This window comes from Mycobacterium sp. E735, assembly GCF_001666955.1.
Taxonomy (GTDB): domain Bacteria; phylum Actinomycetota; class Actinomycetes; order Mycobacteriales; family Mycobacteriaceae; genus Mycobacterium.
In genome coordinates, this window is record NZ_LZIX01000305.1 from 1 (window position 1) to 24,103 (window position 24,103).

Sequence of the window (24,103 nt, forward strand, 5' to 3'; positions counted from 1 at the left end):
CAGGACATGGACGACCTCTATGCGGTGCAGCTCGGGATCACCGTCAGCGGTGCGCTCGACGCGGCGCGCCTGCGCGAAGGCGGTGTGGAAAAGCAGTCCCTGCTGCACCGGGGTCAGTGGCAGCACGTCGGCGACGCCGCCCTGCCTGCACAGGCTGTCGATTTGCTGCTGGCTGAGCTGAGCGGGTGCGATGTCCGACGGGGTCAACCCGCCGCCGCCGGCCCGGACATGCGCGCAGATTCCGGCCAGGGCCTCAAACCACAACTGGCTCAAGCGGTTTACCCGCTCGTGGTCCAGCGCCGACGGGGCCCAGCTCCAGTTCGCCTGCAGGTGCGGACCCGCCTCGGTGTCCATGGTGCCGGCGTTGAGCTCGACCGTGTGCGCGAGTGGCATGGGCACCGCCGTGGCCACCGCCGCCACCGCCAGGCTGTCGTGGCTGACCCGCCACAATTCCTCGGAGAGGTCGGCGCCCGCGCCGAGCCGTCCCAGATAGTTGAACCCGATGACCGGGTCCGCCCCGTCCAGGTCCACGTCGTCGTTCAGGTAGCGCAGCAGGCCGTAGGTCAGTCCGTCGGGCAGGGCGCGCAGCTGTTCCTTGGCGGCCTTGATCACCGGGCCCAGGGCGGGCTCGCCGCCGGCCACCTGTGACCAGCTCAGCCGGCCGGCCTTCAACGCCACCGGGTATTTGGTGGTGAACCAGCCGACGGTGCGCGACAAGTCCACCCGGGGGAACAGTTCCTCCTGACGGCCGTGGCCCTCCACGTCGATGCCGATCGGCGCCGCGCCGGTGCCCAGGAACTCCGCGAAGGCCAGTCCGAAGGCGATCAACAGGATGTCGCCCACGCCTGCGTGGAAGGCGGCCGGCACCTCGCCGAGCAGCAGCCGGGTCGTCTCGACGTCCAGCGAGACGGACAGCTGACCGGCGTTCACGTAGGTGTCGGCCTCGGGTTGCACCGCCGGCAACGCGGCCGGGGTGGCCGCGACCTGCCGCCACTCGTCGGCGCGGGACACCACGTCGGGCCGGTGCGCGTACTCCTGAAGCAGCGACGACCACCGGGCGAACGACGTGCCGGGGGCCAGCAGGGCGATGGGCTGCCCGTTGTGATGCTGAGCCCACGCGATGTTGAAGTCTTCCAACAGGATTCGCCACGACACCCCGTCGACGGCGAGGTGGTGGATGATCAGCGCCAGCTGACCCGTCGACTGCGCCCACGCCGCGCTGACCATCACCCCGGCGGCCGGGTTCAGCCGCGACCGGGCCTCCGCCAACGCCTCGTCGGACAGCGACTCGACGGCGTGCACGCAGCCGCGCGCGTCCACCGCCCCAACCTCGGGCACCTGCAGCGACCAGCCGCCCGCACCGTCGTCATCGGCGCGCAGCCGCAGGGCGGCATGGCGATCCAGCAACGCCTGCAGCACCGCGACCACGTCGTCCTCGCCGGCCCCGGCCGGGGCTTGCACCACCATGGTCTGGTTGAACTGCTCGATGGGCCCGTCGATGCTTTCCAGCCATCGCATGATCGGGGTGGCCACCACCGGCCCGACGCCGTCGTCGCCCGCCCCGGCCGCACCGTCGGCCGCCACCTCGGCCACCCGGGCCAGCCTGGCCACCGACTGCTCGACGAACACGTCGCGCGGCCGGAACAGGATGCCGGCCGCGCGGGCGCGCGCGACCACCTGCATCGACAGGATGCTGTCGCCACCCAGGTCGAAGAACGAGGCGTCGACACCGACCCGCTCGAGCCCCAGCACCTGGGCGTAGATGTCGGCCAGGATCTCCTCGACCGCGTCGCCCGGGGCGCGGTACTCGGCGGTGGCGTACTCGGGTGCGGGTAGGGCCCGCTTGTCGAGCTTGCCGTTGCCGGTCAGCGGCAGGGTCTCCAGCACCACCACCGCGGCCGGGACCATGTATGGCGGGAGGCGATCGGCCAGCGCAGCCCGGATCGCAGCCGGATCGGCGGTCCCGGTGATGTATCCCACCAGGCGCTTGTCGCCGGGGCGGTCCTCGCGGGCGATCACGGCAGCCTGGTCGACCCCGTCGAGGCCCTTGAGCACCGACTGGATCTCGCCGAGCTCGATGCGGTAGCCGCGGATCTTGACCTGCTCGTCGGAGCGGCCGAAGTACTGCAGCTGCCCGTCCTCGCCCCAGCAGACCAGGTCGCCGGTGCGGTACATACGCGCTCCGGGACCGCCGAAGGGGTTGGCCACGAACCGGGAAGCCGTCAGCCCGGCGCGGCGCACGTATCCGATTCCGACGCCGCGGCCCGCCAGGTACAGCTCACCGACCACACCGGCAGGCACGGGTTGCAACCACTTGTCGAGGACGAACATCGCCGCGCCGGAAATCGGTGAACCGATCGGCACGACGCCGGTTCCGGGGGTCAGCGGCTTGCTGATCGAGGCGCACACCGTGGTTTCGGTGGGGCCGTAGGCGTCGAGCATGACCCGCCCTGGCGCCGCCCACCGATCCACCACGTCGGCCGGGCAGGCCTCGCCGGCCACCACCAAGGCGGTGGACTCGAGGCCCTCCGCCGGCAACATCGCCACCGAGGACGGGGTTTGCGTCAGCACGCTGACCTTTTCGGCGGCCAGCAGGTCGTGAAGCTCGTCCGGGGAGCTCGCCACGGACTCGGGCACCACCAGCAGCCGGCGCCCGCGCAGCAGCGCGCCGAAGATCTCCCACACGGAGAAGTCGAAGGCCGCGGAATGGCATTGCGTCCAGACCTGCCCCTTGGGCAGGCCCTCGTCGAGCGACTCGATCAGCCACGTGACGTTGAGATGAGGAATGGCAACGCCTTTGGGGGTTCCGGTGGTCCCGGAGGTGTAGATGATGTAGGCGACATTCTGCGGCGCCGGCGCGGGCAATGCCGTGCTGGGCTGCGCTTCGACGGCCGGGTCGTGGACGTCGACGACCAGCAGGTCGTGCCCGTCCAGCCGCGACCGCAGGTCCGCCGTGGTGATCACCGCGCAGGGCGTCGCGTCGGAAAGCACGAACTCCATGCGCGCGGCCGAGTGCGCCGGGTCGATCGGCACGTAGGCCGCACCCGTCTTGAGCACGGCGAGCATGGCCACGATCGCGTCGGTGCAGCGCGGGAACATCACCGCCACGCAGTCGCCCGGGCCCGCCCCGTGGCCGGCCAGCAGATGCGCCAAGCGGTTGGAAGCCTCGTCGAGTTCGGCGTACGTCAACGACTTGGCCGCGCAGGTCACCGCCAGCGCCTCTGGCGATCGCTTCACGTGTTCGGCGAACGCGACCGGGATGGAGACGGGCTCGGGCACCGGCTGGGTCAGGGCCGCCCGATTGCTCCACTCGTCGAGCCGAGCCGGCTCGTCGGCGGCGAGCAGGTCGACCGAGGACAGCCACCGCTCCGGGTCGGCGGTCATCTCCTCCAGCACCTGCTGCATGCGCGCCGCCAGATCGGCCACGCCGAAGTCCGCGAACGGTTGGCCCGGTCCCGCGGTGCTGAGGAAGAGTTGGTCGCCGGCGCCGAGGAAGAACAGGCTGAAGTGCCCGACGGGCCCATGGTTGGTGTAACTCGCCGTCGCCGGCGAACCGGCGAGGTCCAGCGTCAGCCGCATCGGAAGGAAGTTGATGCCGACCCGGTTCGCCGCCTGCCGCAGGCCGTCGCTCTCGAGGGTGTGCACCGGGAACCGCTGGTGGTGCAGCAGCTCCCGGATTCGGGTGTCGACGTGCTTGCAGAAGTCGGCGACGGTGGCGGTGGGCGATGTGTCCAGCACCAGCGGCACCACCCCGGCGAACATGCCGGGAAGCGTTTTCGACTCTTGGCTCACCCGGCGGCTCACGGGAAAGTCGAGCGCGACCTGCGAGCCGCTCCCCGACCAGGCCCGCACCAGGAGCGCGCACGCCGCGGTGGTGACCGAAAAACGACGGATGCCCAGCTTCTTGGACAGCTCCTTGATCCGGGTGGTGACGGACGGGTCCAGCTGGACGGACGCGGACGGCGAATAGTGGTCTTTGCCGCTGGTGGCCTCGGCCGGGCGATCGACCCACGCGGTCTCCGGTGGGAGGTTGTTGCCCCAGTACGACTTGTCTTCCTGGTAGTCGGAGGAAGCCTCGTATCCCGACTCCAGGTCGACCAAATCCTGCGCCGAGCCGAAATACGCATCGGGAATGGGCTTTCCGGCCATCATGGCCGAATAAATTGTGGCAACGCGACGGGCCACCAGCGCCATACCCAATCCGTCGATTGCTATGTGGTGGCAGCAACCGAACAAATAAAACTCGTCAACCCCGGTTTGGAATAGCACGAATTGGAACAGCTGCCCGTTCAAGTCCATGGGCGTCCGCTGGATCGACGACGCCATCGCGCGGGCTTCCTGCACGGGGTCGGGCAGGGAAGTCAGGTCGTGGAAGGCGAGCTCGACGTCCGGGTAGTCGATCGGCTTCTGGACCACGTGGCCGTCGACCTCGAAGAACGAGACGCGGCCGGCCTCGGCCTCCGCGACGGTCTGGGTGAGGGCGCGCCCGAGGGCATCGCGGTCGACCGGACCGTCGATCCTGATCAAAAGCCCGAGCTGCCACTCCGTGCCGACGAAGCCCGTTTCCTGCGAAAGCCAGATGTCGAGCTGTCCGCGCGTCAGCGGAAGTGTGTGATCACCAACTCCCATCGACTCCCCCAAAGCTCCATCCGCCCCATACCCCGACTCGTTACTGGTCAAAACCCCGGCCCGTTGCGAGCTTGTCTCGCAGGCTCTTTGGCCGGATGTCGGGCCAGTTCTGTTCGATGTACTCCAAACATGCAGCGCGATCGGCCTCGCCGTAGACCACTTTCCAGCCGGCTGGAACGTCGGCGAAGGCCGGCCAGAGGCTGTGTTGCTCCTCGTCGTTCACCAAGACGAAAAAACTGCCGTTGTCGTCGTCGAACGGATTGATGCTCACAGTTCTCCAAGCTGCTAGTTGACATGAGTGGAACGGTTCCAAACCATACGGGAGCCACTAGCGCGCGTCCGTGGTTTGGACAAAGTTCCCGGGGTGACCCGTCAGGCTCTTAACGCGCCCTAAAGATTGGGCTGGTACAGGGCTGCGCAGCTGCCGCCGTTGGCTGCTGTGACCTGCAGTAATGGCTCACCGATGCGGCTCGCGATTGGGCAGGTCGGCCTTCAAGGACGATGGAATTTTGGGTGCTTGTCGTTGACGAGGATACCGGCGCTCGAGCCCCCGGGAAAATCACGACGAGGCGCGCCCGTTCCGGTGGCCCGAGGCGCCACGAGAACGGACCCGACGACCACCCAGAAGAGGCCCAGGCCGATGCCGGGCGGCCCGCGGCCGAAGCAACGCCGCGGAACCCATTGACTATGGGCGCCGAGCGCCGTTAGCTGGCTAGGGCCGCCGACCAGCCGGCGGCCCTCGGCGGGGGGGAAATATCCGAGCGGACCATCCGGGACGGGCGATCTAGAAACAGCCGTTAAGCACGCGGTATGCATTACGATCCCGTATCTCCTGAACGAAGGGCTGATACGGAGACCGCTGGCGTGGTTTACTCATCAAGACCTGGTCGCGCTCCCCGGGGGGCGGGGCTCGTAAGAGGTGCCGGAGCACGACTAGTCTGCGACGTACACCGCGATCGATGTACCGCAGTCTGGTCTCGCGATCCGCATGTAACAGTTTGTTCGGGCCGGCGGATATGGCAAGAGACGTCAGAAACGGGTAGAAGGGGGTGCGGTGGTCGATCCCGACGTGCGGGCCCGGCCCGATATCGCCATCACGAAAGGCCGCGACATCAGTCAACAGTCTGACCGCCGACGCCGTTTTTCACCCTTTGCTCGTCGATCTTCCGATGAGGTCGGCGCGGTTCGCGCGCCTCGGGAAAACCGGCGGACTCGGCGAGCCGGATTGTTCAGAGCTCTCAAGCACTTGTGGATCCCATTGGTCATAATTGCGGTCGTCGCCGCAGGCGGTCTGACCGTTTCCCGCTTGCACGGGATATTCGGATCCGAAAAGCGTCCTTCTTACGCCGACACCCGGCAGCAGGACACCAAGCCCTTCAACCCCAAGCACGTGAAATACGAGGTTTTCGGACCGCCTGGCGCGACGGCCGACATCAGCTACTTCGACGCGAATGGCGAGCCGAATCACATCAACGGCATCCATCTTCCTTGGTCGTTCGATATTGCGACCACACTCCCTTCGATCGTGGGAAACGTTGTCGCGCAGGGCGATAGCGACACCCTGGGCTGCCGCATCGTGGTGGATGGCGTGGTCAAAGCCGAGAGGATTTCACACGAGTTGAACGCGTTCACCTACTGCGTGTTGACAGCCACATGAGCAACCAAGAATTGGATACGGAACGGGCCTCGCAACCATTCTTTGCGCGGATGATCCACCGGTTCTCGGTGCCGATCATCTTGGGTTGGTTGGGCATCGCGGTGCTCATCAGCATCGGCGTTCCGTCCCTGGAACAAGTCGAGGCGGAGCACGCGGTATCGCTGAGTCCCATAGGCGCGCCTTCATTCAAAGCAATGGAGCGCCTCGGTCAGGACTTCAAGGAAACCAACTCCGGCGCGTTGGCAATGATTCTGCTGGAAAGTCAGCAGCCACTCGGCGACGATGCGCACCACTACTACGACCGTTTGGTTCGCCTTCTCGAAGACGACCACAAGCATGTGCAGCACGTCCAAAACTTCTGGGGCGACCCGATAACCCGGGGGGCGGCGCAAAGCCAAGACGGCAAGGCCGCCTACGTGCAGGTCAATCTGAATGGCACCCAGGGTGGCAGTCAGGGTGACGAATCCGTCGCGGCGGTCCGCAAGATCGTGCAGCGGGCGGACCCCCCGCAGGGTCTGAAGGTCTACGTCACGGGCCCTGCGCCGATCGTCGCGGATATGAACATCGCCGGCCAGAAGACGGTCATGTTGGTCACCGTTGCGAGCCTGGCGGTCATCTTTATTACCCTGCTGCTCGTCTACCGGTCGGTCGTCACCGTGATTCTGTTGCTACTGATCGTCGGGCTCGAATTGCAAATCGCCCGTGGAATGGTCGCATTGCTCGGCCATTTAGGGATTGTTGGCCTCACCACTTTCGCCGTCAACCTATTGGTGGCAGCGGTAATCGCGACGGGAACGGACTACGGAATATTTTTCGTCGGCCGGTATCAAGAAGCCCGATCGGTTGGCGAGAGCCGAGAGACGGCTTTCTATACGACCTTTGGGAGCGTGGCGAAGGTCGTGTTGGCGTCGGGTCTGACGATTGCCGGGGCGGTGCTGTGCCTCAGCTTCACCCGGCTCCCGTATTTCCAGCCACTGGGCATCCCCTGCGCCGTCGGCATCGCGATAGCTGTGCTCGTCGCGCTGACACTGGGGCCGGCATTGCTTGCCGCGGGTGCCCGTTTCGGTCTGTTCGAAGCGAAGCGGCCTATCTCGACCCACCGATGGCGACGGTTCGGCACGGCGATTGTTCGGTGGCCGGCACCGATCCTGATCGCATCGTTGGCGATCGCGCTCATCGGATTGTTGACACTGCCTAATTACAAACCCAGCTACGACGATCAGAAATTCATACCGCAGAACATTCCGGCCAACGTCGGGTATGCGGCCGCCGAACGGCACTTCCCTGGCTCGCGAATGATGATGCCGGAAATTCTCCTGGTCGAGACCGATCATGATTTGCGAAATCCAACGGACATGTTGGTGATAAACAAGCTGGCCAAGGGCGTCCTCGCGGTTCCGGGAATTTCGACGGTCCAGACGGTCACCCGGCCCGAAGGGGTCCCGCTCCAGCACACGACCATTCCGTGGATCATGAGCATGTCCCAGGCGAGCCAACTGCAGAACATGGCATTCCAGAAAGACCGGATGGATGACATGCTCAAGCAGGCCGAAGAGATGGGCAAAATGATCGCCATCATGGAGCACATGGTGGGCCTGATGCGTGACTTGGTGAACACCACCCATCAGATGGTCGGCACGACGCACGAAATGCAGGACATCACTTCTGAATTGCGCGACCACATCTCGGATTTCGAGGATTTCTGGCGGCCGATCCGCAGCTACTTCTACTGGGAACGGCACTGCTACGACATCCCCATCTGCTTCTCGCTGCGATCCATCTTCGACGCGCTTGACGGTGTCGACGAGGTCAACGACAAGTTGAAGCAACTGGTCGGCAACCTTGATGAGCTCGATGTCGTGCTGCCGCAGATGGTCATGGAGATTCCTCCGATGATCGAGATCATGAAGGGCATGCGCAGCATGATGCTGACGATGCACAGCACCATGTCCGGCGTCATGGGGCAGATGGATTCGAGCGTCAAGGATCCGAGCGCCATGGGGCAGGCTTTCGACGCTTCCCGAAACGACGACTCCTTCTATTTGCCGCCGGGAATCATCGACGGTTCGGAGGCCTTCAAGCGGGTCGAGAAGGTGTTCATGTCGCCGGACGGCAAGGATTTCCGGCTGCTCATTTCGCAGCGGGGCGACCCGGCGACGCCCGAGGGGCTGTCGCGGGTCGAGGCCATCAAGACGGCGGCCGAAGAGTCGTTGAAGGGCACGCCCCTGGAAAACGCCAAGATCTACCTCACCGGCACCGCGGCGATCACCAAAGACTTGGTGGACGGCTCCAAGTTCGACCTGTTGATCGCCGGCGTCTCCGCGCTCTGCCTCATTTTCATCATCATGCTGATCATGACGCGCAGTTTCATTGCCGCCATGGTGATCGTGGGAACGGTCTTGCTCTCGTTGGGGGCGTCATTCGGCCTGTCCATCCTGGTCTGGCAGAACCTGCTCCACGAACCGCTGCACTGGACCGTGCTGTCCACGTCGGTGATCGTCCTCTTGGCGGTGGGGTCTGACTACAACCTGTTGTTGGTGTCCCGCATGAAAGAGGAGTTGGGCGCCGGCATCAACACCGGCATCATCCGTGCCATGGGCGGAACCGGCAAGGTCGTCACCAATGCGGGCCTGGTCTTCGCGTTCACCATGGGGTCGATGGTGGTCAGCGACCTGCGCAGCATCGGCCAGGTGGGCACGACCATCGGCATGGGCCTGCTGTTCGACACGTTGGTCGTCCGCGCGTTCATGACGCCGGCGGTTGCCGCGCTGCTCGGACGCTGGTTCTGGTGGCCGCAGCGCGTACGGCCCCGCCCGGCGAGCGCCCTGCTCAGGCCCACGGGACCGCGCCCGCTGGTACGTTCCTTGCTGCTGAAAGATTCGCGATAAGTGGCGGGCCTCCACGTCTGGTCGGGAACGGGGCGGCATGAGTAACCCGCGCCCGGGTGCCTTCTCTGCGCCGCGGACGATCCGCAGGCTCGCGCTGCTCATCATCCTGGGCTGGGTGGCGTTCACGCTGCTGGTTTCGTTCGGTGTTCCGTGGCTCGAGACGGTCGGACGGGAGCATTCCGTCCCGATGGCCCCGCAGGACGCGCCGGCGGTGCAGGCGATGCAGCGGATGGGCAAGGACTTCAAGGAGTCCGACTCGGACAGTTTCGCGATGCTCGTATTGGAGAGCCAGCAGCCGCTCGGCGACGACGCGCACGCGTACTACGACCGGCTGGTCCGCGAGTTGCGCGCGGACACCAAACACGTTGAGCACGTGCAGGACTTGTGGGGCGATCGGCTCACCGCGGCGGGCGCGCAAAGCCCGGACAGTAAGGCCGTCTACGTCCAGATGAATCTCGCGGGTAACCAGGGCACCACGCTGGGCCAGGACTCGATTGCATCCGTCCGCCATATCATCGCGCGGACACCTCCTCCCCCGGGGCTGCACGCCTATGTCACCGGGCCCGCGGCGCTCGTTTCGGATATGCAGCACGCCGGTGACAGTTCCATCCTGAAGATGACCCTGATCGGCGCGGTGATCATCTTTACGGTGTTGATGTTCGTCTACCGGTCGGTGTTCACTGTGATTTTTCTACTGATCACGGTCGGGATCGAAGTGTTTGCGGCACGGGGATTTATCGCGTTCCTCGGCGACAACGGTGTTGTCGCGCTCTCCACGTTCGCCATCAACTTGCTGGTGGCCCTCGCCATGGCGGCCGGCACCGACTATGGCATCTTCTTCTTCGGCCGGTATCAGGAGGCGCGCCAGGCGGGCGAGGACCGGGAGACGGCCTTCCACACCACCTACCGCGGTGTGGCGCCCGTCGTCCTGGGTTCCGGTCTGACGATCTCCGGGGCGATGCTGTGCCTGAGCTTCACCAGGATGCCCATCTTCCAGACCATCGGCGTGCCGTGCGCGGTGGGCATGCTCGTTTCGGTCTTGATCGCGCTGAGCCTGGTTCCTGCGGTCATCACCGTTGGCAGCGCATTCGGGCTCTTCGACCCCAGGCATCACATCGGTTTCGGCAGATGGCGCCGGGTCGGGACCGCGATCGTCCGCTGGCCGGTGCCGATCCTGGTCGCGACCATGGCGGTCGCATTGGTCGGCCTGGTGACCCTGCCCGGCTATAAGACCAGCTACAACGACCGGGCGTACATCCCCAAGGACATCCCGGCGAATGTCGGTTACGCCGCGGCCGATCGCCATTTCTCGCAAGCCCGAATGATGCCGGAAATCCTGATGATCGAAGCCGATCATGACATGCGCAACCCCGCGGATTTCCTCATATTGCATCGGCTGGCCAAGGGAATCTTCCAGGTTCACGGAATCTCACGCGTGCAGGGAATCACTCGGCCCGAGGGCACGCCGATTCAGCACACCTCGATCCCATTCCTGCTCAGCATGCAGCAGGCGATCATTCACCAAGACGTGAAATACATGCAGGCGCGCATGGACGACCTGGTAGTCCAGGCCAACATGTTGGCCGAGCAGATCAAGCACATGAAGCGGATGTACGAGCTGCAAAAACAGATGACCGCTCTGACTCATGACTCGATCGCCAAGACGCATGAGATGTTTGAAGTAATTAGTGACCTTCGGGACGACTTATCGAATTTCGAGGATTTCTTCCGACCGATTAGAAGCTATTTCTACTGGGAACGGCATTGCTACGACATTCCCATCTGCTTCTCGCTCCGCAGCATCTTCGACACCCTCGATGGAGTCGACACGCTGAGCGACAAGATGAAAGAGCTCCTCGTCCATCTCGACCACATGGACGTCATCATGCCGCAGCTGCTCGAGCAGTTTCCGCCGATGATCGCGATGTCCGAGGACATGCGACAGATGATGTTGACCAATCACAGCACCATGTCCGGCATCATCGGCCAGATGGACAGCAACGACAAGGATGCCGTTGCGATGGGCGAGGCGTTCGATGCCTCAAAAAATGACGACTCGTTCTATTTGCCCCAGGACATTTTCGAGAACCCAGACTTCAAGAAGGCGATGAGCCAGTTCCTGTCTCCGGACGGAAAAGCGGCTCGGTTCATCATCTCCCACCTGGGCGACCCCGCGACGCCCGAGGGGGTGGCGCGTATCGACAAGATCAGGACGGCCGCGGAAGAGGCGCTCAAGAACACGCCGCTGGAGAATTCCAAAATCTTCATCGCGGGCACCGCGTCGACGTACAAGGACTTCCGCGACGGATCCACCTATGACCTCTTCATCGCCGGCGTCGGTGCGCTCTGCCTGATTTTCATCATCATGCTCATCCTGACGCGAAGCTTCGTGGCGGCCCTCGTCATTGTCGGCACCGTGGCCCTTTCCTTGGGCGCCTCGTTCGGGCTTTCGGTGCTGATCTGGCAGTACATTCTCGGTATCAAATTGCACTGGATGGTGCTGCCGATGTCGGTGATCGTCCTCTTGGCGGTCGGCTCCGACTACAACCTGTTGTTGGTGTCCCGGATGAAAGAGGAACTGGCCGGCGGGATAAAGACGGGCATCATCCGCGCCATGGGCGGTACGGGCAAAGTCGTGACCAACGCCGGTCTGGTATTCGCGTTCACGATGGCCTCGATGGTGGCCAGCGACTTGCGGATCATCGGCCAGGTCGGTACCACGATCGGCCTCGGTCTGATGTTCGACACCTTGATCGTGCGTTCCTTCATGACGCCCACGATTGCCACGATCCTCGGACGGTGGTTCTGGTGGCCGCAGGTGGTTCGGCCCCGCCCGGCCAGCCGGATGCTTCGCTCCGAGGGGCCGCGTCCGTTGGTACGTTCCCTCCTGCTGCACCGAGAGTTCGGCGAGGATGCGCCGACGGCCGAGCTTCCCAGGGTGTCTCATTAGAGGCTGTCATTGCCACAAAAAGGGAAACTATGCCTATCTCAAGTCCTGCCGCAGGGTATTGCGCGGCAGGACTTGATTCCTAAGACGAAAGGCACCAAGGGAATTTCAATGAACACCAGCGTGCGTCTGACAGTGCGATCCCGTCAAACCCGTTTGTTCGAAGAGCGGGTCTACCGCGCATTTGCTGGGGCTTTACACGAGCAACTAAGGATCGCGATCCCTCTAACATGAAATACTCCTAACGTGAGCCCACTGGCGATCGAGGTTGACAACCTCACAAAGACATTCGGAAACGATGCCCACGCGCTGCGTGGTGTCAGCTTCTCGGTTCCGGCCGGTACCGTTTGTGGCCTGCTCGGCCACAACGGCGCCGGGAAAACCACCACGATCAACATATTGTCAACCCTGATTCGGCCGAGTTCGGGCCGTGCGACGGTAGCCGGGCACGACATCGTCCGCCAGCCCGCCAGGGTACGTGCCAGCATTGCGATGACTGGGCAATTCATAGCATTGGACACCTTGCTCACCGGCCGGGAGAACCTGGTCTTGTTCGGCAGGCTACGTGGTTTGCGCCGTCGACAAGCAAAGGCCCGTGCCGAGGAGCTAATCGAGCAGTTCGGCCTCGGCACAGCCGCCGACCGCCAGATATTCACCTATTCCGGAGGAATGAGGCGCCGCGTCGACCTCGCCGCTGCACTGATGGTGCTACCCCAAGTTCTGTTTCTCGACGAGCCGACCACTGGGCTGGACCCTCGCAGCCGCCGCGACGTCTGGGCGCTAGTCAGCTCGCTTGCCGCGCAAGGAGTCACGGTGCTTTTGACCACGCAGTACTTGGAAGAAGCCGACGTGCTTAGCAACTCGATTGTGGTCATGGACCATGGGCAGCTGATCGCCAGCGGCACCGCGGAAGACCTCAAGCGTCGAGTGGGCGGCAATTACTGCCAAGTTAGTCCAGCCAATCCGAGTGATCTGTCCCATGTCGCGGCCGCTTTGGCCGGTTTTGATGGAATCGATGTGGATGCCGACACAAATTCGGTGTCGGTGTTTGCGCCCGATGGAGTGGCTACGCTCGGCGAGGTGTTTCGCCGCGTCGACGCCCTCGGCGTGGAACTCGCCGACATCTCGCTGCGCAAACCATCGCTCGATGAGGCGTTCCTCCACCTCACCGACCGCACCGTTGCCCAATCATGAGTGCGTTTGCTGCCCTCACGGAGCGTTCGATACTGTCGGCAGCCCGCGATGGGGAGATGATTTTTGAAATAGTGGCACCGGTGATCTATCTGGCAGGCTTCACAGTGGCGTTGCACGGCTTAGTCGACACCGGTCGGGTCAACTATGCGCAGTATCTGCTGCCGGCGGTGGTGGTCCAATCGATGATCTTTGTCGCACTGATGACCGCCGACCGCTCAGCCCGTGATCACCTATCTGGATTAGGCGAGCGGCTGCACACGCTGCCGATCGCCGCGCTGGCCCCAGTTAGTGCCCGTATGGTGGCCACCCTTTTACGCGCAGTACTCGCGCTCTCAGTGGCGATGGTCGCCGGTTACGCATTCGGATTTCGAATGAATAGCGGACCCGCCTATGCGGCAGCCTTCTTGCTGATCGCCTTGCTCTTGTGCATGGCCGTAGCGCTCGGTGCTGACGCGCTCGGTTCGCGGACAAAAAGCCTCCAGGGCGCGAGCTACGTACTATTTGTACCTCAGCTCTTGTTGTTTATGCTGTCCACCGGAATCGCGCCCGAGAAGACCTTTCCCCGCTGGCTGCGGCCGTACGTACGGGACCAACCGGTGTCGCAGGTCGCTGAGACACTTCGCGGCCTTGCGACCGGGCACGTGGTAGTCAGCAGCGTGTCCGCCAGTCTGGCTTGGTGCGGTGGCATGTTGTTAACTTTTGGCTTGATCGCTGGGCGAATGCAGAGGCGGCCATCGTGACTTTCCCGCCGGCGACTGAAGGCTCACTGGTGGTGCAGAGCTGGCTTCAAGCCGGTCGGCTCCTTACACGGTGGCGGCGTGACAGAACGGTGTTGCTTGGATCGTTGCTCCTGCCCGTCGGCCTCCTGTTGCTCTACCAAGCGGTGTTAGGCGAGCGGGTGCGTCAGGTCACCGGAACCGACAGCCTTCACGGGCTGGTGCCGATTTCAGCAGTGCTCTCCGCACTCTTCGGCGCCATGACCAACGCGGTCGGCATCACGCTTGACCGCGAATCAGGGCTACTCAGTCGCATGTGGGTGTTGCCGGTCCATCGGACAAGTGCGCTTACTGGGCGGCTCACCGCGGAAGCCACCCGTGCGATTCTTGGAACGGTGCTGATTACCGGCCTCGGGGTGATCATGGGGCTGCGCTTCGCGCACGGCTGGGCGGCTGGGCTGATGTATGTTTTGGTTCCGTCGATTGTGGTGCTTGAGTTCACGGCGCTGACTATGGCCCTAGTTATCCGCCCAAATGGTCGCACCATGACGCCTTGGCTGTCGGCTGGTATCGTCGCGCTGGCATTCCTCAACCCAGGGACCACTCCTATCGGTCAATACCCGGGTTGGCTTCGGCCATTCGTTCGCATGCAACCGATATCGCCACCTGTGGAGGTGATGCGAGCGCTGTCACACAATGGCCCCATCGTTTGGCCCCTGACGATGACGGTGCTCTGGGCGGTCGTGCTACTCGCAATTTTCATCCCATTGGCGGCGCGCGGCTATCGATTAGCCGCCGAATCCACTCCTTGAGTGTTTCGCTATCCGTATCAACGCGAACAACGGTCACTCATGTATCGTGTTGACGCGTGAAGATAACCCATACACGCGCACCGCAAATATTCTGACCCAGCGAGCACAGCCGGGCACCTAGGAGTGGGCACTAGACCTTCCTGTGGCTTCGTCTGACCGAGCTCTGGATGCAGCTCTGATCCTGATTAGTCGCGCACGCAACGCAAGTCGGCGATTCTCTCTATCCCTCAAGAACGCGAGCATTCGGCTGCAGGTCTCCCAAGCCGCCACCCAAAAATACATTGGAAGCCGCTTTCGGAACTCCCTGTCGGTGCCTTCCCTCATGCTGAGCCCCGTCATGTCGTTGTAGTGCGCAATTACGATGTCCATGTGCCGGGTGACTAGAGCCGGATTTGAAAAGCATCGGATATTGAAATCCCAGTCGGCCCAGATCGGGTAGCGGAGGTTGTAGGGACCGATACCGGCGAAGAGCTCGCGACGGTAAAAGATCGACTGATGGCACAGATTCGTCTCAAACAGCAGGCGGTCAAGGTCGAAGGCGCCCGCATGGCGAATTCCTGTCGAGCGCATAATCACGTCGCCATATACCAGATCGCTGTGGTCGTGTTCCCCAATGAAGGCGGCCACGCGGGCCAATGTGTCTGATTCGCAAAGGGTATCGTCAGCACCTAGAAAGAGGAGCCACGCGCCCTTCGAGATGCCGACACCGCGATTCATGGCATCGTACGGGCCATCGTCCGGACCGCTGTACATGACAAGGCGCGCGCCTAGCCGGGGGCCAAAGCTGTGCGCGATGTCTAACGTTTCATCCGTCGAACCGCCGTCAACGAGGACCATTTCGAAGTCGGCATAGGTCTGGCAGACGATGCTGTCGATGCAAGCCTGCAGTGTCTCGGCTGCGTTAAATGAAGGGACGATGATCGAAAACATTGGTGCGGTCATGACTTAAGTCACGTTAGCAGGAGGGCCCCTCCCTCTGCAGCTTCGTTCACACGACTTCGGCCTTAAGCCGGATGACATAATTCGTCATCGGCTCATACCACCGGTCCGTGGAGACCCACTTCGCTCGCCTCACGGATCCGAAGAGATACGCAGCAAATGCCTCAGCTTGGGCGCCCTGCCAATACGGGCACTTCATTGCCGCGCAGCACCGGCGTTCGCGCGATACCAATGCACCGTCTCCTCGATCCCCTGACGAAGTGCGACCCGGGGCCGCCATCCCGCTTCCCGCAGAACCGAAACATCCAACAGTTTGCGCGGTGTACCATCCGGTTTCGTTGTATCCCAACGCGTTTCGCCGTTGAATCCGACCGCTGACGCTACCATCTCGGCGATCTCGCTGATGGTGTGGTCGACGCCGGTCCCGACGTTGACGTGTTTCGGACCATCGAAGTGCTCCAGCAGGTATAGACAGGCGCTCGCCAGGTCGTCGACATGCAGGAGCTCTCGCCGTGGAGTTCCAGTGCCCCAATTCGTTACATAGGGGGCCCCGCTGGCTCGGGCTTCCTCATACCGGCGGATGAGCGCCGGCAACAGATGCGAGCCGGACGGAGAAAAGTTGTCACCTGGCCCGTAGAGATTGGTCGGCATCGCCGAGATCCACGGCAGGCCGTATTGCCGCCTGACCGCCTGAACCTGAAGGATCCCAGCGATCTTGGCGATCGCGTAAGCATCGTTCGTCGGCTCTAACTCCCCGGTCAGTAACGCGCTCTCCTTTATAGGCTGCGGCGTGAATTTCGGGTATATGCAAGAGGAACCAAGGAACAGCAGCCGCGGCACGCGCGCGGCCAGGGCGGCGTCCAGCAGATTGACCTGGATCCGGAGGTTTTCGGACAGGAAATCGACAGGGTACGTGTTATTGGCCAGGATGCCGCCCACGCGAGCCGCGGCGTCGATGATTACGTGCGGTCTGGTCTGCAGGACGAAGTCAAACGTGGCGTCCCGGTCGGCCAAATCTAGTTGACTGCGCGAGCGTACGAGCAGATTTTTGAATCCTTCGCGTTGAAAGTTGCGCAGCAAGGCGGCACCGACGAGTCCCCGGTGCCCCGCGATGAAGACCGGAACCGTGCGATCGAGCACGCCTACTGGCGAGTTCATCCCTCCTCAGCTCCAACCAGGTAGGCATGGCTGGTCAATCCATGGCCTGCCGTCGCATTCGAGGGCGGCGATGTCCGCCTCCACCATGATCCGCGCCAGCTCGCCCGTGTGGACGGAGGCCTTCCACCCCAACGTTTCGGCGGCCTTAGTCCCGTCGCCTATCAGCGAATCAACTTCAGTGGGCCGCAAATAGCGATCGTCGAATTTCACATGCTCCTGCCAGTCCAGCCCGGCGTGGCCGAAAGCGGTTTGCGCAAATTCGCGCACGCTGTAGCCACGCCCTGTCGCAAGAACGAAGTCCTCGGGTTCCTGTGCCTGCAGCATGCGCCACATCCCTTCGACGTACTCAGGTGCGTAGCCCCAGTCTCGGACAGCGTCGAGGTTGCCCAAGTAGACATTTGATTGCACGCCCGCTTTGATCCGTGCCACCGCTCGCGTAATCTTTCGAGTGACGAAAGTTTCACCCCGCCTGGGAGATTCGTGATTGAAGAGGATGCCGTTCACCGCGAACAATCCGTACGCTTCTCGATAGTTGCGCGTCGCCCAGTATGAGTAGACCTTCGCCGCACCATACGGTGACCGCGGATAGAACGGTGTTTGCTCATTCTGCGGTGGCGGCGACGCTCCGAACATTTCCGACGAAGACGCCTGGTAGAAGCGGCATTGCACTCGCGAGAGGCGAACGGCTTCGAGGAGTCGGATCGAGCCCACGCCGGTGGTGTCGCCGGTGTGCACCGGCTCATCGAAGCTGACACGCACATGAGACTGCGCCGCAAGGTTGTAGACCTCATCCGGGTCGATGGTGCCCAGCAGCGTCACCAGGCGGGTCCCGTCGGTGAGGTCGCCATAATGCAAAAACAGCCGCGCACCGGTTTGATGCGGGTCGACGTAGAGGTGATCGATGCGCGACGTGTTGAATGTGGAGGCTCTACGGATCAGCCCATGGACTTCGTATCCCTTACTCAGCAGCAGCTCGGCAAGATACGAACCGTCTTGCCCGGTGATCCCCGTTATGAGCGCTCGCTTCACTGGGTCTCTGCTTCAGTCGGTGCTTTGTCATCACCAGACGGGCGCCGTTCCATCATCACGGCGCTCTCATTCCTCGTTGTGTGCCACAACGGTGGGGCGTCGGCATCAGTTAATAGTAGATGCCTTGGCACGCAGGCATCGTCTAACCTCGCCGGTTCCCGTCACACGTCGCAAGACAGCTGAAGTCCAACGGAAAGCGGCTGTCTAACCTGGTGAGGTAGAGAGGATTCCAATGCCCACGGCGGCAACCGAACACCCCACCGAGGCGTGTTGAGCCGCGTCTTGCGGCGGACCGGGCGCCGGTGGCATCGTCGCTAGATGACCAGCCAATCCGCCGGCGCCAAGCTGCCGACCCCCACGTACCGTGGACCTTCTGTCGTCGGATGAGCAGAGCGGTTACGCATAGTCTTGGGCCTTCAAACGCTAGACTTCAAGCCGTATCGATTTTGGGAGGCGATGACTCAAGTGAAAACGATTCGGCGGGCCGTTGCAAGCTTTAGAAGAAGCCTTGCTTGGTCACTCTTCGTAAAGCGCCGACTCCCCTGCGTTGTGACTGTGAAGGACTTCGAGTCGCCGGGCGTACGTTTCGAGGTAACTAATGTTGTCGAATACTTCCGAGTTGTCGACCACGGGGGCGAGACCGAGTATCTTGCCGCGATGCTCCGTGATCTTCAGAATGATGACGTATTTTTTGATGTCGGCGCAAATGTGGGTTTGGTCGCACTCCACGCCGCCCAAATCTGTCAGACCATCGCATTTGAGCCTGACCCGTCATTCAAGCATCGACTCGAGGTTAATGCCGGGTTGAATCCCGATCGATCGTTTACTTTGGAGCCGATTGCCATTAGCGACTCGGACAGCACGGTTCTCCTGTATACGGATGGCGCCGCAGGCAATAGCCCCAGCTTAGTTCATCAGCGAGGCGAAAGTGACAGCGTGTCAGTTCCTGCACGATCGCTGGATAGTCTTTTGGATGAGGGTAGGTTGCCACGACCGACAGTAATCAAGTTAGACATTGAAGGCGCCGAAATCCTGGCCTTACGAGGCGCCAAACAGCTCTTAACGGGTCCCGAACGCCCCCGGGCCTTGTTTATAGAAGTACATGATACCTTCCTGCCAGGTTTCGGTTCGTCACCCAACGAGGTGTACGCGCTTCTCCGAGAGTTCGGATACACAAAGGCTACCTATAGAGCCCGGCGAAGCGAACAAACGCATCTAATCCTGCACATCGATGACCATGGCTAACAACGCTCCTGAAGTCGACGTCGGCGAGTTCTTAGTGTCGGAGCGCCTCTTCGAGTGGGACTTTGGGAAAGATAGATAAGGCACCACCAACAGTGGCGTCGATGATGCGACGACCGTCATTCTCAAAAGCCTTGCGGGCGAGTGCATATGCGACTTCCGAGTTCGCAAGGTCCGGCAGCTGCCACTTGAATCCTTTCGCGAAGTAGCGCGGGTCGAAGTGGCTTGCGTCGGGTCCAGTCGACTCAACGAGCTGGTTTGGTGCCCCACTGACCGCGAAGCGGTGATCGACTCCGACAAGTACAACCTCGGAAAATCCCATGTAGTACGCTAACTGCATCGCGACATATGTGACCGTGCACCCCTCCCAAATTCCACGCGTTACATCACGTGCAAACCATGGCCCCACCACACTGTAGAGGTAAGCGGTATCCGGTGCACCATCGAGGAAAGCACGGTTCAGAAAGATCGTGAAGAGCGGTGCCTTGATATTCCGGAAATCGTCAACACATTGTTCAACCACGTGCCGATTTACAGCCACATGGTATGTAGTCTCGAACCCTACCTCGTCAAAGAGTAAGTAGATGCGATTTAGACCGAAGGTGTATGCCTCGCGCAATAGGCTAAGATCCGTGTTACGAAGACTTGGGCCGTTGCCAATAATCACACACCGTTCGCCGACGTGAATGTCTTTGAATTGACGAATGTAGGCGCGGTTAGCCCGGCCGGCAGGAGTAAAACTGTAGTGCAACCATGCTAAGCAAAAAGAAACAGACCGGATAAAGGCCCGCGCCGGTGGGCTGCCTAAGATACCCACTAGCATCCGACCCATCCAGCTGGTCTTTCGCGGGCCAACCACCTTAACATGCTGCTCTTCCGGCTTCACCACAGCCGATCTTCCCCTTATCCCGGCTACGCCGCTTCAAGTGACACAGCTGTCTACCCATACAAGTTTGCCACATCCCTATTACCATTTTGCCACGCCCGATTACCATGACGCCGGCATCTAGCGCCCAATTGATCGCGCTCATCCGCAGGTGTGCTCGCTGAAATTCCTCACCTGTGAGCAGCGGCCAGTGAAGTTGTTGGCGGGTGCCGGTGGTGGCCCGGCGCAGGCTTTCCTCGGCGGCCTGGTGGTCGCGTAGGCGGTAGGACCGCCGTCGAGGTTGATCACGACCGAGCGGTGCAACAGTCGGTCGAGCATGGCGGCTGCCACGGTGGTGTCGCCGAGGATCTCGGCCCCATGCCTGCCCGCGGTTGGTGGTGATGACGATGCTGGTCTTCAAATACCGTTGGGAGACAACCTGAACAACGCTGATGCGGCTTCGGCGGGCAAAGGAAGGTAGCCAAGTTCATCAATCACCAGCAGCGCCGGACCGGCAAAGGAGCGCATGGTGGTGGCCCAACGTCCCTCGATCGGCGCACGGTGGCAGCGGGCCGCCAGATCGGCGGTGTGGTGAAGTACTTCGGTAACCGGCATGGGCCGCAGCCCTTGCCAATCCGACCGCCAAGTGCGTCTTTTTAGTACCCGGCGGCCCGATGAGCACGATGTTCGTCGCGTAGTCCAGATAGCGGCAGGTGCCCAGCTCGTCGATGACCTTGCGGTCGATCCCGGCGGCGACATCGACATCGAAACGGCCAGGGTGGCGGGGGTCGGCAGGCCGGCGAAGCGCGGCCGGCCGGCGAGGCGGCGGGCAGTGCTGGCATCGATCTCGACGGCCAGCAGTCGCTCCAACGCGACGGTCAGCGACAATCCCTGGGCGGCGGCTTGATCAAAAACCGTGGGCAGCGCTTCGGCGGCAGCGGCCAGTTGGAGCTCGGCCAGATGCTAGCGCAACTGCTAACACCGGCTCGCCGCGGTCGACGGGGACTCCCCGGTGGTGGGGTCTTGCCGGTGCACGGGGTGGGGTCATTCGATGGTCCTGTTCTGGGCGGCCCGCTCGTAGGCGGATAGATCGATGGCGGTGGAATCGGTTGAAGCAATCACAGATTCGGTGACAGCGGTAGGTCTCTGCTTGATTTGAAGGAGTTGTGCGGCAGCGGCTTTGGCTGCTGGCCCTGGGTGGGATGCGTTCCTGACGGCGGTGCGGGCGCCGGGCGGTGGCGGTGTCCTTCGCGACGGTGTCCAGGCGACAACGTGGCCGCTGTCGCGGACCATGACACCGAGCCCTCGGCGGCCATGCGGTGCCGGGCGATCAAGGCCCCTTTGGTGGTGGCGATGTCGCAGAACTGCCCGCCGACGGGATAGCTGACCACCATTTGGGCGGCGGCCAGTCCGGGGGCACGGAGTAGCGATCGCCGCGGTAAGACGCCATTGCCTGTCGCGATGCGGTACGGGTCTCGGAGATGATCACCGGATACGGCAACGGTTGTAGAGGCTCCGTCTTGGCCACCACGGCGGCCGAGGACCGGCCATCGGTGGTGGCCTGCAGCTGGCTATCACCGCGGACGCGGGCGAAGCGATCCAGGCTGGCCTGGGCCGCCTCGACAGTCATGTCGTCGGCAGGGTGCGCCACCAGCGTTGCGCGGCGGTGTGATTGACCCTTCTCCACCACACCCTTGCGCTTACCGCGCCGGGCCGGGCAGATCGCCACCGAGACACCGTAGTGATTGGCGATTCCGGCGAACGACGCGCTCACCTGTGCCGAACCTGGGTCGCAGACAGTGCCCATCCGATTGAATCGCCACACTCAGGTGAGCCCACCGAGTCCACGACTGACGCGGTCCAAGCCGGCGCCCAGGTGCGGCTGATCCTGCGATGGCGCCAACAAGCCGCGCCACTTGCCCGAATACGCCAACGAGCCAACCGACAGATGAGCCATCTTGCCCCAGCCCAGGATTCCGGTGGGTCGGGCAATTCCAGCCGGTCCCGCTGGGTTTCGTCCCCGAGTACGTGTGGGATCACTGCGTTCGGACGCTCGGTGGCGGTCCGGCAGGCCTGACACACAGGCCGTAGATCCCGCGCCCGGATGTTGCGGTCAGGCTCTGATACGACAGACCGAACCCGAACTCCTCAAGCTCATCGAACAGGTGCGGGCCCGCAGGTGCGGGTCGTCGGTCAACCTGGCGGGGAAGTAGTCAACGAACGGATCGAACGGATCCGGGCCGGGCAGGCACCCCGGGGATGCCGTCACCGGCCAGGTACTCACGGACCGTCTTACGGCCGAAGCCGGTATGGCAGGCAATCGCCGAGATCGTCTAACCCCGTTTATGCACGGCATATAGTTCCACATCGTCCTCCCGTGTGCGCGTGAGAAAGCGGCCTCCTTCGGCGGAGCAACTGGCGTCAGACACCAGCAGCTTCGAAGGAGGCCCGCCCTGCTCGGCGGAGCCACACCGGTGGGGAGTTTCATGCGCGTCAGTGGGGAATTTCAGTGAGCGCGGTCAATCAGACACCGCCCAGCACGCGTCCACCGACGTCTCCGGAATCACCGCGCAGCCGTACCGCCGGGCGAGCTGCGCGCGCCGCGCGGATCATCCAGGCACCTGTCGCGTGACGGGCGTAGTTGATCGGGACGCCCCGATCGCTCACAAGGGCAGAGTGTCAGCCACTGATAAGCGTGCGCCCGACCAGCGCACCAAGTACCGGCGCCAACAGCCGGGAGTATTCCGACGTCACATGCGTCTCGTTGAAGTACACGAGTGTGTTGCCAACGATGACCGGGCAGCGCTCGGCGGTGCAGAACAGCGGGGTGAGATCTACGTAGTGTCCACCGCCTGCTTTAGTGGCGGCGGACTCAGCCGCGATCCCAGGTTCGACGACCGCTGCTGATCGCGGCGGGGAACAGGCCATCGCGTCATCGAGGTGACCTGATAGACAGATCGCCGGCACCGAGTGCGGATCCGGGATCGGGCCCAGTACCAGCACCTGCGCACCAGTGCGGCGCAGCTGCTGCACTTGGCGGGTGAGGCTGTCTGTCCACTTCGCGTCGTATGTCGCGAAACCCGGTTCCCAACCGGCGCGAGTTCCGTATCGCCGCGTCATACTCAGCACGACCAGACGTGGATGTTCGGCCTGCAACCGGGCTATGACTTGACCGCGCCACTGCTCACACTCTGTGTAATCCCGGCGTAAGTTCACGTCTTTTATAGGGATGTCCAGCATGGGGCAAGCCATCTTGGTTAGGGTTTCCAGCCGCCAGTGGCGCGCGCCGTGGAAGTTTGTTGGAGCGCCGGGTTCCACATTGCGGCATTCGAGTCGCCAACCAGGGCCACCGTGGTCTTCGACGAGATGTCGCCGGTTGCGCATTCAGGTTGCCCCACTTCGAGGAGACTGCGCATACAGCCGTTCAGCATCAAGGCTGTTCGTTCGGCTAACGCGTTGGCAAGCGAAGGGTCGAGGTTCGACGGCACCACAGCATGACCGGCGGAAGCCGTGACAGCACGGTGTACCTGAGCGAACGCGCTGCGGACCGCCGCGTCGTACAGGGCGACATCTTGGCCAGTGGGCACAGAACCGGCAGTAAACCTCGGTGTCGGAGCTGCCGGGCCGCGGCCAACCGGGATGTGCACGACTGTGAGCAGTGCCACGCCCACACAGGCCGCGACCGCCGTGGCGACACCGCCGAGCGCCAGACTGCGCGCAGCCGACCGCCGCACCGGAGCAGCGAACCGTATAGGGTTCTCGATCAAGCGCAGAGTGAGCACCGCCAGGCCAACAGAAATCAGGACCGCTGTCAGCCTGCCCGCCAGCCCCAGCGGATGGCCTAGTAACACCGGTGCAAGCACCAGCACCGGCCAGTGCCATAGATACCACGAATACGACAGCCGGCCGAGTGCTTGCATCGGTGGCAATGCAAGAACGCGCACGCATCCCTGCTCCGGTGCGGCACAACCCGCACCGATCACCAGCACCGCACCAACCACGGGAATCAGCGCGGCGGTCCCCGGGT

Annotated in this window: 14 protein-coding genes and 3 pseudogenes; 7 read left to right on the forward strand and 10 right to left on the reverse strand. The window is 62.8% G+C overall.

Annotated features, from left to right (window positions below):
• Positions 1-4,629: non-ribosomal peptide synthetase (locus tag A5704_RS25115; protein WP_231969338.1), on the reverse strand; the 4,629-nt coding region annotated here is incomplete at its 3' end.
• Positions 4,630-4,669: 40 nt separating this feature from the next.
• Entirely contained in the window at positions 4,670-4,900 is a 231-nt protein-coding gene (locus A5704_RS25120) for an MbtH family protein (protein ID WP_067753920.1), read from the reverse strand.
• 954 nt (positions 4,901-5,854) lie between these two features.
• On the opposite strand from A5704_RS25120, the gene A5704_RS25125 reads away from it, so the two are divergent.
• From A5704_RS25125 to A5704_RS25150, 6 genes are all read left to right on the forward strand, one after another.
• On the forward strand, positions 5,855-6,286 hold the full coding sequence (locus A5704_RS25125; RefSeq protein WP_067891680.1) for an MmpS family protein: 432 nt from the start codon (positions 5,855-5,857) through the stop codon (positions 6,284-6,286).
• The gene (locus A5704_RS25130) at positions 6,283-9,174 is read left to right on the forward strand and encodes an RND family transporter (RefSeq protein ID WP_067891681.1); all 2,892 of its coding nucleotides are present in this window, start codon (positions 6,283-6,285) and stop codon (positions 9,172-9,174) included. Before A5704_RS25125 ends, A5704_RS25130 begins: the two co-directional genes overlap by 4 nt.
• Before the next feature lie 37 nt (positions 9,175-9,211).
• On the forward strand, positions 9,212-12,124 hold the full coding sequence (locus A5704_RS25135; protein ID WP_067891683.1) for an RND family transporter: 2,913 nt from the start codon (positions 9,212-9,214) through the stop codon (positions 12,122-12,124).
• Between the two features lie 243 nt (positions 12,125-12,367).
• A complete protein-coding gene (locus A5704_RS25140) occupies positions 12,368-13,315 on the forward strand; it encodes a daunorubicin/doxorubicin resistance ABC transporter ATP-binding protein DrrA (RefSeq protein WP_067891684.1) in 948 nt (315 codons plus the stop codon).
• Positions 13,312-14,055 carry an ABC transporter permease gene (locus tag A5704_RS25145; protein WP_067891685.1) on the forward strand — a complete coding sequence of 248 codons (744 nt, stop codon included), beginning with the start codon at positions 13,312-13,314 and terminating at the stop codon, positions 14,053-14,055. The genes A5704_RS25140 and A5704_RS25145 overlap by 4 nt, the downstream gene beginning before the upstream one ends.
• Positions 14,052-14,843: an ABC transporter permease gene (locus tag A5704_RS25150; protein WP_231969340.1), complete on the forward strand. Its 792-nt coding sequence runs from the start codon at positions 14,052-14,054 to the stop codon at positions 14,841-14,843. The genes A5704_RS25145 and A5704_RS25150 overlap by 4 nt, the downstream gene beginning before the upstream one ends.
• Positions 14,844-14,960: 117 nt before the next feature.
• Here the strand turns inward: A5704_RS25150 and A5704_RS25155 are convergent, their stop codons facing one another.
• The 3 genes from A5704_RS25155 to gmd form a co-directional block, all read right to left on the reverse strand.
• Positions 14,961-15,785 (reverse strand): glycosyltransferase family 2 protein, encoded by an 825-nt coding sequence (locus tag A5704_RS25155; RefSeq protein WP_067891688.1) that lies wholly within the window; start codon positions 15,783-15,785, stop codon positions 14,961-14,963.
• A 192-nt stretch (positions 15,786-15,977) separates the two neighbouring features.
• Positions 15,978-16,940 (reverse strand): GDP-L-fucose synthase, encoded by a 963-nt coding sequence (locus A5704_RS25160; protein WP_067891689.1) that lies wholly within the window; start codon positions 16,938-16,940, stop codon positions 15,978-15,980.
• 6 nt (positions 16,941-16,946) lie between these two features.
• The gene (gene gmd / locus A5704_RS25165; protein ID WP_067891692.1) at positions 16,947-17,969 is read right to left on the reverse strand and encodes a GDP-mannose 4,6-dehydratase; all 1,023 of its coding nucleotides are present in this window, start codon (positions 17,967-17,969) and stop codon (positions 16,947-16,949) included.
• Positions 17,970-18,524: 555 nt separating this feature from the next.
• On the opposite strand from gmd, the gene A5704_RS28015 reads away from it, so the two are divergent.
• On the forward strand, positions 18,525-19,214 hold the full coding sequence (locus A5704_RS28015) for an FkbM family methyltransferase (RefSeq protein ID WP_231969342.1): 690 nt from the start codon (positions 18,525-18,527) through the stop codon (positions 19,212-19,214).
• 31 nt (positions 19,215-19,245) lie between these two features.
• Here A5704_RS28015 and A5704_RS28020 read toward each other — a convergent pair whose 3' ends face one another.
• The 5 genes and pseudogenes from A5704_RS28020 to A5704_RS29455 all read right to left on the reverse strand — a co-directional run.
• Positions 19,246-20,097: a 6-hydroxymethylpterin diphosphokinase MptE-like protein gene (locus A5704_RS28020; protein WP_231969344.1), complete on the reverse strand. Its 852-nt coding sequence runs from the start codon at positions 20,095-20,097 to the stop codon at positions 19,246-19,248.
• A gap of 141 nt (positions 20,098-20,238) precedes the next feature.
• A pseudogene (locus tag A5704_RS29585) lies at positions 20,239-20,655 on the reverse strand (ATP-binding protein).
• Positions 20,567-20,965, reverse strand: a complete 399-nt coding sequence (locus tag A5704_RS29900) for an ATP-binding protein (RefSeq protein WP_369828501.1) — start codon at positions 20,963-20,965, stop codon at positions 20,567-20,569. Before A5704_RS29900 ends, A5704_RS29585 begins: the two are co-directional and overlap by 89 nt.
• 155 nt (positions 20,966-21,120) lie before the next feature.
• A pseudogene (locus A5704_RS29450) lies at positions 21,121-22,406 on the reverse strand (IS21 family transposase).
• Between the two features lie 349 nt (positions 22,407-22,755).
• Positions 22,756-24,103 (reverse strand): annotated as a pseudogene (locus A5704_RS29455) (acyltransferase family protein); the annotation flags it as partial.